Genomic DNA, 13,405 nt, shown 5'->3' with positions numbered 1-13,405 from the left:
GATATACTAATTCGCATATATGGCATTCAGCCAGCCAAAAACAGATTTGTTTTGGGCACTTGGCCCCATGGGCTTAGGCAGTTTAAGTATAGCAAGCAGCGCGTCAAATGCGTCTCCAATCAGAAGGTCATCACGATTGCTAAATAAAGTGATAATAAGGTCTTTCTGCTGATCTAAATAAACAATATTATGGAAACCCGTTGATTCTCCCGAATGGAAGAACAGCCTATTTCCCTCCAAAGGATAGATAAACCAACCTAAATTGTAGGAAACACCATCTTTTACCGGAATACTTTCTTTTCCCAGAAAACCTTGTACAAGGGCTTCGGAAAAACGCTTATGAAGCAAAAAATTAGCCCATTGATGGTACTCCAAAGCCGATAGGTACACACCGCCATCACCTTGAGTTGCACTGGTCACACTCTGATCAGCAAACACAAAGGTATCCTCCTTAGGATGATAACCGAATGCCCGATTGAGGATATCTGAATCCATTGAATAGACAATTCCATCACGGATACCATTCGGCAGAAACAAATGCTTTTTTACAAATCCCGCAAAAGACTCCTTTGCCACCTGTTCCACAATCAAAGCTAACAGGCAATAGCCCGTATTGCTATACCTGAATTGACTCCCAGATGGAAAATAAACCGTATCGGTCTGCCGGATATAATCAAGCACATCTCTATCCGAAACCTGCGCTGTTCGATCACTTGGTATCAATGCCTCATAATCCATTATTCCCGAACGGTGTTGAAGTAATTGAGCGACGGTAACACCCTTCAAGGCTAAGGGCAAATTGTCAAAGAACAGTCCCAGTTGATCCGTTGGTTTTAGCTTTCCCTGAGCAAATAAACTGCAAATAGCTTGCGCTGTCACCTGCTTACTGACCGAAGCCATTCGAAAATGGGTCTTTTCTGTGATCTTTTGTTTCGTTTTTTGATCCGCTATTCCAACTGCATAGTGGTAACGGATCTGTCCATGCTGGCTAATCGCAACTACTATCCCAGGTTCATTTCCATTCGAATAATAGTTGGAAAGCATTTTATCCAATACAGATTTTTCGATATTTTGTCCCATCGCATAGCTTGTTACGCACATAAAAAGTAAAACGAGTTTTAGGTATCTGACGCTATCGTGTTGCATTGCTTTTATTTTCGTGTATTAATACAATTTAAGATCTGTATATGTAGTACCAATAGGTATTATTCTGTCGGCTACCCAGATCTGGACCCGATCAAATTTTGTCATCTTGCTTTTAGCAACGATAAACGCTCTGTGGCAACGCACAAAATCAGACTTTGGCAGCAATTCACTGAGCTCATTGATGGTGATCCTTGAACTAATCAGTTTATCCGATAGGTGTATTTGTGTATAGTTGCCAGACGCTTCAATATAGTATATATCTCCAAATTCCACCTTTACATGCTCATAGCCATCTTTTACAAAAAAATAGCCCTTGTTGGTTTCAGCCTTTGTCGATCGCAGATGGTACAGTTCGTGTGCTTTGTTGCAGGCCTTTAAAAATCGAGCCATAGAAAAAGGCTTTAACAGATAATCAATCGCATCCAGTTCAAAGCTCTGCAGAGCATGTTCGGAATAAGCGGTTGTAAAAATAATCATGGGAACCGTACTCAGGCTTTTCAGAAATTCGATACCAGAAATATCAGGCATCTTAATATCCAGGAAAATCAGATCAACATGTTGCCGCTGTAAATAACTGATCGCCATAAAAGCATCTGTGAATGTTTCTCTCAATTCAATAAAAGGAACTTTTGAGGTGTGGTGGCTAATGACCTCCAACGCCAGCGGCTCATCATCTATCGCTATGGCTATCATACAAATTATTGGTTTAAAATCTTGTCAAGCTGCTCGTAAAGCGCTGCTGTCCATGACTTGGCCGAAGCGCTTTTTCAACGATCAATTTCCCTGTTTTATCAAATATAAAATATTGTGGGTAATATTCCGCTTTGTCCTTGGCATTTCGTAGCAGATCCTTCCAAAAAGGATCCATCTGTTTCCTATTTTTACCTAGTCAATATGTAAGGTCAAGTGAACAAAAAATTCCTGCGCATTTTCACGAATGATCAACTCATGCCTGTTCTTATACAACAGCAACAGCCGTTTCCGTACATTGTCAAGCCCCACGCCACTTTTTAACTTTTCAGGATCATTGTCATTTTTGAGATTGATACTGTTACTGACATCAAAGAATAGCACATTACCCCTGACCTGCAGGGATATTTTGATATACGAGGGCTTCTGTAAACTAATACCATGTTTGAATGCATTCTCAACAAAAGGAATAAGCAGCATCGGTGTAATCTGGTAATTTTCAAACTGCTCTTCAATCAAGGTTTCGATCTTGATTCCGGCGGACTGTGAAGTCCGGAGAGTTTGCAATGCAATATAATTATTCAGGTATTCGACCTCTCGGATCAGCGAAATTTTATCCTGTGTATTCTCATGGAGCATAAACCGCATCATGTCACCCAGCTGTTGGATCCCCGCTCCTGTCCGCTCGGCTTTTTCCTGTAAAGCGGTACCATATAATGTATTTAACGCATTAAACAGGAAATGCGGATTGATCTGTGACTTTAAGAAGTTAAGATTAGCATCTGATTTACCCAGTTCGGTACGTAGAGAGGTCAACTCAGAATTTTGTAAAACACGTTTTTTATACAAACACCATGAAAGCGGAATACTGACCAATAGCTGTGTAGGTAGATGAAACAACGCTACAATAAAAATTACTTCCGAAGTCCGATTAAAGAAGAACAGTGCCAAAATACATAAGGGTAACATGAGGACCAAACTAATCACAAAGATGTTCCAAAAATAGCTAACAAATTTCTTTTGTTGCCTGTACAGCTCAGGCAATAGGTAGTAAAGCGAATAAATTACAATACCGACCGCAGAGAGCACCACCATGGTCCAGAGGATCGCAAACTGAAAATTTGATCTGGATGTAATCCATAAAAATAATCCGACGAACCAAAAACCTATCCCGAAAGCCAGATCCGTCTTCATCTGCCTTTGCACAGTGGTATTTCCGTCCATATTTTTGAGCAGATAGGCAATAAAATACTTGCCACAGGTATAAACTGAAATAAGAATGACCATTAATGCCGTCTTATTAAATGCATCAAAAAATAGTCGATTATATCCCTGTTGAATAGTCTTATATCCCAGCAATTCATAGGTATGACTGTATGTCTTTGAAATACCTAGAACAAGGCTAACGACAACTATCAGAAGAACGATCAGGGAGTAATTTAATGCTTCGCTTTTCTTATCGATAATTGTGGGGATCAGCATAAAATTTAGTGCCAAAAAACTTAGATAGAATGCCAAAATATAAAGGAACTTGGGTACAAAAAAGTTAAAGAAATAGGAATAACTTATGCCTACGGCAATGAATTGTTCATGGATACCACCATCATTCCGTTGGTTGGTGTCCGATACAAGGTTATAGCTGAATAGTATAAAAAGCAGCGTTGCTAACCAGAATTCTACTTTTCTAAAATCTTTTAGTTTCATAATGTAAACAATTATTCATTTGTGTTTGCATTCAATGGTATTCACGAATGCTTCGCAATTTTGTTGTTAAATGATCAAAATGGAATATCCAGTTTTTCTTCACATTGTTTGTGTCTTTCCAACATGGATATTTCATCTACGATTGGTTTTGATGATACAATGCTAATAGAAATGAAAAGATAAATAGAAAAAATGTGACGAATGCCCTAAAAAATGGGATGGGTAATTATTCTAGGAGTTTCTTAAGCTCCCGATTGAGGCTTCTGACCGAAATACCGAGATAAGCAGCCATATCCCCTTTCTTGATCGCAATATCCTGCTGGGATTGGATTTCCAATAAACGGTGTAAACTATGTTCCAGACTGTATAACTGCTGGTAAGATGCCCGGCTCGAGGTATGCACAATACGTTGTGCCATCACATCCAGCAACATATTGCTCCATGTGATATCTCCTTCCAATAGCTCCCTAAAATACACTTTGGAAAATGCATATACCGTCACATCGGTCATGGCCTGTATACTACACAGATTGGGAATATGACGAATGCTTTCGATGTCCCCGACAATTTCCCCCACCGAAAGAAATTCCACGATATACTCCTTGTCATTGGCCTCGGTAAAATAACACTTGACTAACCCTTCACTGATAACCATGACCTTGGTGGATACTGTCCCCTGATCATATAAGTTTTGCCCCTTGGTATACCTTCTGACCACGATATCCTCCTGACGCTGCTGTTGAGCATAAAGTGTTATCGTACGATCCAAAAATAATTGATTTGTTCTTAACATAATGATCCGGGACAAATGTCCATTTAATAATGATTTCCTTTTGAGAAATTAGCTTCATAAAAATACAAAAGTATGGCTAAAACAAGCATTCAAGATGAGTCTTCTATGTGAGCGGGTATCGTAAAATATGAAGAACCCAGCGCAGCGCGCTCAAGAACACAAATTACGAATGAATACCTATTCAATCCAAACATTCAGGTGAACTCATGAATACTATACCCGCAAGCTAGTGTGAACCGAACGATTGAGTTCGTGAATACCATTGAAAATAATTGATAAAAAACGAATGATACAAATGAAAAATAAGATAACAACCATCGCTTTTGATGCCGACGATACCCTCTGGGCCAATGAATCCTATTTTCAGGAAGCAGAAAGACAATTTTGCATGCTTTTGGAAAACTACCTTCCACAGCATACCATCTCGCAGGAGCTCTTCGCTACCGAAATGCAGAATCTGCACCTGTATGGTTATGGGATCAAGGGTTTTATGCTATGTATGATTGAGACTGCCAATCGAATCTCCGAAAATACAGTCTCCGTTCAGGTTATCAATCAAATAATAGCGATCGGACATGAGCTCTTGCAGAAACCCATCGAATTGCTTCCCGGAGTGATCGAAACCCTAGAACACCTAAAGGACAATTACAGACTGGTCGTGGCAACCAAGGGTGATCTGTTGGATCAGGAACGGAAATTAAAAAATTCGGGACTGGAGGACTACTTTCATCACATCGAAATCATGAGCGACAAAAAAGAAAAAGACTATCGTAAATTACTGAAGCATCTGGATTGTACACCCGAGCATTTTATGATGCTGGGCAATTCCCTCAAATCCGATATTCTACCTGTCCTCGAACTTGGCGGCTTTGGTGTTCATATCCCCTATCATGTGACCTGGACACATGAACAGCATGAGGTTAATTTAGAACACGAACGCTTTATCGCCCTTCAGCAAGTCGATGAGATCCTGACCCATTTGGGCTAAGGACATTTGAACAGCATAAGCCAGCACATTGTTTACAAAACGCTAGCTTATGCTGTTTGACTCTTAATAGGTCATCTGCTCGTCCACATCGTATTTCATACTCGGATAATTGAGTATACGCCGCATCAATGCCATCTGACCGCAGAGATAATCCTGCCGTCCAATGCACATGCCTATAAAATTGAGTTTGTTCTCCTCGACAAAGGGAATATTCATATCAATTTTGAAAATCTCCGCCAATTGCGCATCGTCTACTTCCAGCAGACGCTGATAGACTTTTGGGGAAATGGCATAGAAACTATCTTTTAGTTCTTTTAAACTTGGGTAGTTAAACTGTTCATCCAATGTTTTACCCATAAAAAATAAGTCATGATAGGGATCTTCCTCCTGAAGGCCCAAAATGTATGCGATTCCATAACGTACGTTGACAAAGTTACCAGCCATCCATACCATGTGGTTGGTCTGCCCGTTGATACGTTGACGTGCATGTTCCTCGGAAATACCATCCAGAACATTGATAAAATTTTGACTATGCATCCGATACGCAGGAATAATGACTTCTAATTTTGCTGATTTTGGTTTATCCATTGCTCATTGATCTATAGGTGCTAGGCACCTGGTTATTTACCAAAGTTAGCTGATTTAGCGCATGATACGCTTGCCGTATGGCAAGAATATGAAGCACGAACTGAAACGTACAGCAGCCATTTGGGATATTGATAGACTGTAAAACCGAAGACGATTACACAGGTGATATCTGATTATTTTTAAGCTTCTTGTACATACTTTTCAAGGAAGGAGAAATCAATATCAGCAGTAAAATACTGATACTGACGATCGACATCAGTTCGTAGTAGTCCATACTATACCGGACAAAAGACTGCATATTGACGCGTTCACTGATGAGTTTTAATGCCGCCGAATGCTGCTTAACGAGCAGCCCTTGATGCATTACCCGGTGAGACTCCAGCTGAAGATAATTTTCAAAAATCGGATTGCTTGGCTGCAGCTGATCCCGAAAGACCTCCCGGTGCTGCGCGTGTTCAAATAATCTAAAGAAATTCTGTAATCCAATACTGCTGGTATACCCCATGTAACGTACTGCCAGACAAGCTGCTGCTGCCGACGCACCCAATTGGGGAGGTACACTGGCGATAACAAATAAAATTGTCGGAACCATGATCAGGCCAACACCCAATCCATGCAAGACCAACGGCAGCCAGAAATGCTCTTCATTGCCCTCACTTTCAAATGAAAAAAATAGATATTGATGAAAAACCAGCAGGCAACAGTAGCCAATAACCCAGATCCATTTTACGGTGCGCCGTTTTAACAACCAATAGAGCGAAAGCATGACACCAGATACGATGCCCAGGATATTGAACCATTGAATATAAGACAGGTGAATGGGATCCAGATGGATAACCTGAAGAAAATATTGATTGGAGATCGTCAGGGAAAATCGTTCGATATACATCATATACAAAACCAGAATTCCTAGCAGGAATTTTTTATTTCCAAAAATGGATAGCTCAATATAAACACGTTTGGTCGCTTTCTGCCTAATAATAAACAGGCCCAGCAATAAAATTCCACCGACCAATATGTTCAACAAGGAGCTGTCCGAAAACCAATAACGCTCCTGCCCGTACACCATTAGATAGCCAAAACTTACAACGACAAAACTGTAGAGGATAAAACTGGCCCAGTCTAGGGAAAATAACGGGTAAGGCCTATTATGGCGAACGGGCTTCATGGTAATCAGGATCAGCAGGAGCCCGGGGACAAAGGAAAGGGCGGCATAGAAATAAAGTTCATCAAAGTTGAATGAATCAATAAATTCAGCCGTCACAAAGGTATTGAAAGGCGAACTACAAAGGAGCATGCCAAAAAAGATTGCATAGCTTACCTCCTTTGCACGTTCCGTTTTCAGTCTGGAAAATATCATGGAGATGGAGAGGTTGACAGCCGATGCGAAGAGCATGCCCTGAAAAAAACGTAAACCATATATCCAATCAATCTCCCTAATACAATACATCAGGTAGCAATTGAGCAATTGCAGCAGGTTAAAAATAATATAGTACTGTTTGACCGGAAAATATCGAAAGAAGCGACGTTCAAGCACATAAAATCCTACAAATCCTGCATAGAATAAAATAATGAGGAATTGCACATCACTGGGTTGCGCACCATAGAACCCCGCAGTGACATTGACATTGGCTCCCGGCAGAAAAAACAGAACCATGCTCGGCATCAACCCACTGAATAAAATCAGCTTAATTAGCCATTCGGGCACCCAGTCTTTGAAAATTCCTTTCACGGTTATTGATTCTTTATGGCTGAAACATTGACGTTCATTCCTGAGCGTAACTTTGTTGCCCCTTTACCTTCGTCCAGCTCAATACGGACGGGTACACGCTGTACGATCTTCACAAAATTTCCTGTTGCATTGTCCGGTGGGAGTAGGGAAAAAGAAGATCCCGTCGCTGGGGAAATAGAAATTATTTTTCCATAAAATGTTTCATCCGGGTAGGCGTCGGCAACAACTTGTATCCGGCCACCAAGATGAAGATAGCGCAGCTGTGTTTCCTTGAAATTGGCAGTTACCCAAATTGGTGTCTCCCCATTTACAATAAATCCCAGTACCTCTCCAGGATTTACCATCTGCCCTTTTTCAATAGTACGCTTTCCTACCCGACCATCATAGGGTGCACGGATGACTGTATAGCCTACATCAAGGTGCTTTCGATTTGCCGCGGCTGACAACCGCGCTTTCTCTGCATTGATGACCCCTTTTTTTACATCAACATCATTCACACGATCCCGTGAGGCTTCCAGCTTGTATTTTAGCGAGGCAAGCTCACTTTTGTATACCGCCAATGTTGCTTTAATATCTTCCAGCTGCTGCGCTGTGGCCGATTTTTCATCGAATAGAAATTTATAGCGGTCGTATTCCAATTGCTGTTTGGTCACCCGCGCTTCAGCAGCAGCGATGGATTTTTCCAATGATTCATGTTCGGCCTGCAAGATTTCTTTTTGACTACCCAGCACACTGATCTCTGCATTTTCCTTGTTTATCGAAGCGGAAGCCTGAGCCGCTTCATATTTGTATTCCCGGTTATCAATCAGCAACAGGGTGTCCCCACGCCTGACCGACTGGTGATCTTTATAATGGACCGAAACAATATAACCGCCCACGCGGGAGATGATGGGATTAATATATTGGGTCACTTGGGCATCATTTGTATACGTATAGTGTATGCGAAGCCAAAGTATCTTTCCGCCCCATAGTAAAAGTGCCAACAAAGCAATCCCAGCAAACCAATTGGTGATTCGGGTCAATTGTACATCGGTCATAGACCGGCCTGATTTAGGTTTCATTAGATAGTACCCTTCAAAAATTCAATAAAATAATAGTGTTTCTGTATTGCGATCCGGGCGGATTCCAGATCAAAGTTATTCTTAAGACATTGCATATCTGCATCCAATAGGTCTGTAACAAGTGCGGAAGATTTAAAATACCTATTTTTTATTATACGGGCATTCTCTTTAGCAAGGGCCAGATTTTTTTGACAAACCTCCTGTTGTTCCAGCGCAAGGTTATAATCCAAATAAGCCTGTAACAGTTCGTTTTCTACACTTTCTTCTTCATGATGATGTTTGACCTCCTCCCGCTTTAGCGCCACCTGGGCGCCCCGAACGATATTTTTATTGAGATAGAGCGCCGAGATCGGGATATTTAATTTTAACCCTACAATATTTAGATTGTACCAACTACTATTATAAGGGTATAAAAACACCTGTGGATTCGCAAAAGTAAACGTATTGGTCAGCCCCAACTCAGGCAGATAATTCGACTTTGCCTGTTTGATATCAAGTTTTTTTAACGCAACTTCTTGTTCCGATTTTAATAGTACAAAAGCCTGCTGTTTCGCAACAGCAACAAGCTCCGCATAGTTTAATGGGGGGCTGGCCGTTGCAGTACACATTGGAACAATGTCTTGTCGTATACCTGTAATAAGCTGCAATTTTTGGTTAATTGCCTTGATATCATTTGCGATCTGAACCAAAAGCAGTTCGCGCTTGGACAATTCAAGTGAAATACGCAATACATCGCTATGCAATACAACCCCTGCGGTATAACGATGTTCGATCTCTTTTAATTGTGTCCGCTGATCGTTGATATCCTGTTCGATGAGGAACTTGTTGCGATAGGCTAAATCCAAATCCAAAAACAAGTTGGAGATTTCCAGTTTAATCGCCGCGCTGGCACTCTTCCAGTCAATGTTAGCTAATTCAAGTTCCAGCTTTTTCGATTCAATCTTCATCAGATCCCGATGGCCATTGTAGAGATTCAGGTAAAAATCAAGTCCTGTGTCATATAAATAATGGATCACATCATGCTGTGATGGTTTGGCGAATAAGCCCCGATCGTAGACCGGCATGTTGCTCGCATAACTTGCGGAAGCCCTGACACTGATTTTCGGTAGCAATTCCATCCGTTGCTGCTGTACAGCAATCGCTTTTTCTTGCAGCTGCAAATGCGATAGTTCAATGTACTTACTGTTTTGCAGCGACTTACTGATCAGATCAGCGAGTGAGATGCGTAGCGAGTCCTGGGCCTGTGTTTCTAAAACCGAGCATGCAAGCACTGAAATGGTGCCAATTGCTTTTGCCCAATACGACGGAAAAAAGTTCAATGTGCTTATGTTATTTTTTGCGTAGCAAACTTAGATACTAATTGGAATATGCATTTCTTCACAAATGCCAATATGTTATGGAAAAAAGACATTTTTCAATCAATTTCTAATAAAAGAACAAAATCTGCCAAAAACAGGAATTAACTTCTTTATCGTTACGTCTATCACATAGAAATCCATATCTTTTAATCGGCTAAAAAACAAGATCGCCGATGGTTTCTGTAAGCAGACACCAGATCCACAGAACTATGTTAAAAAAATAAATTTGTATCCTATTCCAATGACCTGTTTTTGAGAAAACGGTCCGTAAAACGACATGAAGCTTCTTTTGGAGGCTAAAAGCAACTTAAAAAAGTAGAAGATTCCTTACAGGGAATCTTCTATTGCATTCCAGAGTTCAATGCGCTTTTGGAGCGCCTCTTTACTCACAATTTTCATTTCTTCCCATTTCTCGTCATCCTCTTTGGCCAAATCGGTAATCATTTGCATGGCTAAAGGACCATGTTCATCACCATCGAGATCAATATGACGCTGAAAATAGTAGATAAAATTATCCAGACCTGATTCGGGAAAATTGGCTTTCAATTCCTGTAAAATCGAAGTAAACATGCCCGGGATCAGATCCTCACGACCAAATGTAAAAGCTGCGGCAATCTTATGTACCTGTCCCTCTTCGATCACTTCAAATGTAAAATTCAGAAAATCTTTAACCCGTTTGTCCAAGGTTGTCAAAGCAATAGCATCGAAAATACTTTTGGATTTCTTGGCATGGGCGATAAACTTATTGATCAGGTGCAGATCTGCTCCCATTTCACGCATTGCGTCCAGATACATTTCAAAATGGCTCAACCGACGACCATCAATGTATTCGTCCGATTCCTCAGCCAATACAATCTCGTTAATCAAATAGCGTGTCGAAGGATGCTCGCTCGCAAACCAAGGCAATGTCGTACAGGTCAGTTTAATCTGTAGAGCTTTTAGTAAAGACATAAAATCCCACACAGCGTACACATGCCCTTCTGTAAAAGAACGTAGATTCTTGATCGTTTTGATCTTACGATACAAGGGGTGTTGCAATAATACCTCGCGTTCGGCAGCAATGTATTCATTAATTTCCGCAATTCTATTCATGCCGCAAAAGTATTGTCTTATTGCTGTTTTTTAAAGTATTTTCAATGAGATTACAGTAACATGATAAATTCCCGTCCGGCTATCCGCTTCATAACCAAATCACAGGCAACAGCCAGCTCTACTTTTGATCTCCCCCTAATCTCCTTGTTAATGCTCATTTGCCGATAAAAACAAAAAATATTTTTCATTCTAAAAAATAATCTACTATATTTGTAGAGTATTCAGAATTGCATGATGCAATACCAACCGAGTGTAGACACCGCGGTGGTAAATTAATACGGGTTTCGACCAAAATAAACGTTACACAACGCTTATTTTCCCAACAAGATCTGGATACAATTTATGGTTTAATCCTTTAAATTTTTAAATTGTATGGCTACAACAACAAATCTTTACCAACACTTACTGGAAAAATTCAATTATTATTCTACGGACGAACTGATACAGCTCAACAACGACACCATCTTAGGACAAGGCTGGGGTTCAGCCAAGGCAACCTTTCGGACTGCTTTGATCAGTACGTTCTCCAAAAGAGGGCTGGATCTTTCCAACATCATTACCAAGGAAGATGGTTTTACCTCAGTAAAGCAGGTGCCTGTACGTTTGGAACAGAACGTCTTGATTCCTTTACAGTAATCGTTATCACCACAAAAAATAGCGCGCATCGAAAGGACTTCGTGCGCGCTGTTGTTGTTGGTTTAGGAAATTGCCGATATAAAGAAGGCGATAATCTTATTATTTATAGTCTGGATTCTGAATTAACACACCTGCGCTCTTCTCAATTTCTGTTTGTGGTAATGGCCAGCGGTAAAATTTGTCTTCAAAATGATAGGGCACTTTACTGTCTTTGACATTATTGAGTACCTCTCCAGCGATATGCCAACGGATTAGGTCATAATGCCGTAGTCCTTCGAAAGCAAGTTCGACCCTTCTTTCGTGACGGATACGTCCACGCATTTTTTCCTTGGTATAACCGGCTGGAATTCCAGGCATCTGTACACGGTTTCGTAAGGTGTTCATCGCATCATAGACCGACTGATCTGGTCCGGCGATTTCATTTTGTGCTTCGGCATACATCAACAGCACCTCTCCAAATCGCAGTACCACCGCGTCCTGCTGGCTCAATGTTGAAAAGCCAAAAGGTAGGTTAGCCGGATCCAGAAATTTCAATACGCCATACCCCGTAGGCCGTGGATTGGACGGTGTATGGATCTTACCACCACCAAAATCGGGATGGTCCACAAAAATTGTTTTGCTCAAGCGCGGATCCCGATCTTTAAACGGATTGGTTCGATCAGTTAACGGTGATTCGCCAAAAGGCAGACCATCTTTGCATTCATAGGTATCCACGAGGTTTTGCAACGGCGAAGCTGCTATCCAATCCCCTAGGTACATGTCCCAGGGCGCTGTATTATTCGGTGCCAGAAAATTGACCGAAAAGATAATCTCGGTATTGTTCTTCTGTGTTGCATCGCGAAAGACATTTTCAAAAGCCGTACTCAAGGTATATTCTTTCATGACATCGGTGCATAAGTCCTTTACCTCTTTCAAGATTGCTAAATCGGGCACTCCTTTGTCACCATAAGCCGCAAACAATAAAACTCGTGCTTTCAAGGCTTTTGCTGAACTTGCGGTCGCATGCCCCCCATTATTGAAATAAGGTTTAGCCGCTAAGTTCGCGATGCCAAAATCCAGATCGGCCCGAATCTGTTTTAGAATATTCTCCGCACTTTCCTTTGGCTGACGTTGATTCTCCAAACTGAGGGAAGTCAGCACAAGCGGCACTTCACCATAGATACTGTACAATTGGAAATAAACAAAAGCACGGATAAAGCGGGCTTCGGCCTCCATGTTCTTTTTCTCTGCATCGTTCATATCGGAGCCATTATAGCTCTGAAGCTTCTCGATCAGGCGATTGGCACGTCCTATTCCCACATAAGCATCGTTATAGATACCCGTTTCGTAGCCCCCTGTGGTCGGATTCAAATTCCCGCCTACGATTTCATTGACGCTACCTGAGTTGAACTGATTATAGCCATTGTCAGTCAGACAGTCCCGAAAAGGCATCCCATAGGAGAAGGCTTCACTCTGCAACGATGCATATACACCAGCCAAGGCATTATCAAAATCCGATTTCTTGCCAAAATAGTTGTCCGAGGCAATCTGATCCAAAGGATTGAGGTCCAGGGCACTGTTACAAGAACCCAAAAATAGACCGGATAGCATCAACGCTGTTATAAATTTCTTTTTCAT

13 protein-coding genes and 1 riboswitch are annotated in these 13,405 nt (G+C 41.2%); of the genes, 2 read left to right on the top strand and 11 right to left on the bottom strand.

All coding sequences use genetic code 11. The annotated features are described in order from the left end of the window. Positions 1 to 6: 6 nt before the first annotated feature. The 5 genes from HPC41_RS04370 to HPC41_RS04350 all read right to left on the bottom strand — a co-directional run bounded on the left by HPC41_RS04370 (position 7) and on the right by HPC41_RS04350 (position 4,333). Positions 7 to 1,101, bottom strand: a complete 1,095-nt coding sequence (locus HPC41_RS04370; RefSeq protein ID WP_172392755.1) for a serine hydrolase domain-containing protein — start codon at positions 1,099 to 1,101, stop codon at positions 7 to 9. A gap of 63 nt (positions 1,102 to 1,164) precedes the next feature. After that, the gene (locus HPC41_RS04365; RefSeq protein ID WP_172392754.1) at positions 1,165 to 1,839 is read right to left on the bottom strand and encodes a LytR/AlgR family response regulator transcription factor; all 675 of its coding nucleotides are present in this window, start codon (positions 1,837 to 1,839) and stop codon (positions 1,165 to 1,167) included. A gap of 13 nt (positions 1,840 to 1,852) precedes the next feature. After that, complete coding sequence (locus HPC41_RS04360; protein WP_172392753.1) at positions 1,853 to 2,014, bottom strand: hypothetical protein; 162 nt, start codon at positions 2,012 to 2,014, stop codon at positions 1,853 to 1,855. 17 nt (positions 2,015 to 2,031) lie between these two features. Next, entirely contained in the window at positions 2,032 to 3,540 is a 1,509-nt protein-coding gene (locus HPC41_RS04355) for a sensor histidine kinase (RefSeq protein WP_172392752.1), read from the bottom strand. A gap of 226 nt (positions 3,541 to 3,766) precedes the next feature. After that, positions 3,767 to 4,333, bottom strand: a complete 567-nt coding sequence (locus HPC41_RS04350; RefSeq protein WP_172392751.1) for a Crp/Fnr family transcriptional regulator — start codon at positions 4,331 to 4,333, stop codon at positions 3,767 to 3,769. 295 nt (positions 4,334 to 4,628) lie between these two features. Here HPC41_RS04350 and HPC41_RS04345 point away from each other — a divergent pair, with 295 nt between their 5' ends. Beyond that, positions 4,629 to 5,321 carry an HAD family hydrolase gene (locus tag HPC41_RS04345; RefSeq protein WP_172392750.1) on the top strand — a complete coding sequence of 231 codons (693 nt, stop codon included), beginning with the start codon at positions 4,629 to 4,631 and terminating at the stop codon, positions 5,319 to 5,321. Between the two features lie 63 nt (positions 5,322 to 5,384). On the opposite strand, the gene HPC41_RS04340 is transcribed toward HPC41_RS04345, so the two are convergent. From HPC41_RS04340 to HPC41_RS04320, 5 genes are all read right to left on the bottom strand, one after another. Further along, positions 5,385 to 5,909 (bottom strand): DinB family protein, encoded by a 525-nt coding sequence (locus HPC41_RS04340; protein ID WP_172392749.1) that lies wholly within the window; start codon positions 5,907 to 5,909, stop codon positions 5,385 to 5,387. Between the two features lie 154 nt (positions 5,910 to 6,063). Next, positions 6,064 to 7,641, bottom strand: a complete 1,578-nt coding sequence (locus HPC41_RS04335) for an MFS transporter (protein ID WP_172392748.1) — start codon at positions 7,639 to 7,641, stop codon at positions 6,064 to 6,066. A gap of 2 nt (positions 7,642 to 7,643) precedes the next feature. Then, positions 7,644 to 8,702, bottom strand: coding sequence for an HlyD family secretion protein (locus tag HPC41_RS04330; protein ID WP_172392747.1), 1,059 nt, complete (start codon positions 8,700 to 8,702; stop codon positions 7,644 to 7,646). Beyond that, the gene (locus HPC41_RS04325) at positions 8,702 to 10,021 is read right to left on the bottom strand and encodes a TolC family protein (RefSeq protein WP_172392746.1); all 1,320 of its coding nucleotides are present in this window, start codon (positions 10,019 to 10,021) and stop codon (positions 8,702 to 8,704) included. Before HPC41_RS04325 ends, HPC41_RS04330 begins: the two co-directional genes overlap by 1 nt. Before the next feature lie 366 nt (positions 10,022 to 10,387). Further along, positions 10,388 to 11,152 (bottom strand): DUF3050 domain-containing protein, encoded by a 765-nt coding sequence (locus tag HPC41_RS04320; RefSeq protein WP_172392745.1) that lies wholly within the window; start codon positions 11,150 to 11,152, stop codon positions 10,388 to 10,390. 212 nt (positions 11,153 to 11,364) lie between these two features. Continuing rightward, a riboswitch (SAM-I-IV-variant riboswitch) is annotated at positions 11,365 to 11,458 on the top strand. Positions 11,459 to 11,524: 66 nt separating this feature from the next. Between HPC41_RS04320 and HPC41_RS04315 the strand changes: the two genes are divergently transcribed. Continuing rightward, positions 11,525 to 11,788 (top strand): 5-oxoprolinase, encoded by a 264-nt coding sequence (locus tag HPC41_RS04315; protein ID WP_172392744.1) that lies wholly within the window; start codon positions 11,525 to 11,527, stop codon positions 11,786 to 11,788. 99 nt (positions 11,789 to 11,887) lie between these two features. Here HPC41_RS04315 and HPC41_RS04310 read toward each other — a convergent pair whose 3' ends face one another. Further along, positions 11,888 to 13,405 (bottom strand): RagB/SusD family nutrient uptake outer membrane protein, encoded by a 1,518-nt coding sequence (locus tag HPC41_RS04310; RefSeq protein WP_172392743.1) that lies wholly within the window; start codon positions 13,403 to 13,405, stop codon positions 11,888 to 11,890.

This window comes from Sphingobacterium prati (assembly GCF_013167215.1).
Taxonomy (GTDB): domain Bacteria; phylum Bacteroidota; class Bacteroidia; order Sphingobacteriales; family Sphingobacteriaceae; genus Sphingobacterium; species Sphingobacterium prati.
The sequence above is the reverse complement of the archived record's forward strand: the minus strand, read 5'-3'. Positions and strand labels throughout refer to the sequence as shown.

Coding starts and splice junctions, on each gene's coding strand:
- HPC41_RS04330 (WP_172392747.1), bottom strand. CDS start 8,702: ATGAAACCTAAATCAGGCCGGTCTATGACCGATGTACAATTGACCCGA.
- HPC41_RS04355 (WP_172392752.1), bottom strand. CDS start 3,540: ATGAAACTAAAAGATTTTAGAAAAGTAGAATTCTGGTTAGCAACGCTG.
- HPC41_RS04350 (WP_172392751.1), bottom strand. CDS start 4,333: ATGTTAAGAACAAATCAATTATTTTTGGATCGTACGATAACACTTTAT.
- HPC41_RS04370 (WP_172392755.1), bottom strand. CDS start 1,101: ATGTGCGTAACAAGCTATGCGATGGGACAAAATATCGAAAAATCTGTA.
- HPC41_RS04345 (WP_172392750.1), top strand. CDS start 4,629: ATGAAAAATAAGATAACAACCATCGCTTTTGATGCCGACGATACCCTC.
- HPC41_RS04310 (WP_172392743.1), bottom strand. CDS start 13,405: ATGAAAAAGAAATTTATAACAGCGTTGATGCTATCCGGTCTATTTTTG.
- HPC41_RS04365 (WP_172392754.1), bottom strand. CDS start 1,839: ATGATAGCCATAGCGATAGATGATGAGCCGCTGGCGTTGGAGGTCATT.
- HPC41_RS04320 (WP_172392745.1), bottom strand. CDS start 11,152: ATGAATAGAATTGCGGAAATTAATGAATACATTGCTGCCGAACGCGAG.
- HPC41_RS04315 (WP_172392744.1), top strand. CDS start 11,525: ATGGCTACAACAACAAATCTTTACCAACACTTACTGGAAAAATTCAAT.
- HPC41_RS04340 (WP_172392749.1), bottom strand. CDS start 5,909: ATGGATAAACCAAAATCAGCAAAATTAGAAGTCATTATTCCTGCGTAT.
- HPC41_RS04360 (WP_172392753.1), bottom strand. CDS start 2,014: ATGGATCCTTTTTGGAAGGATCTGCTACGAAATGCCAAGGACAAAGCG.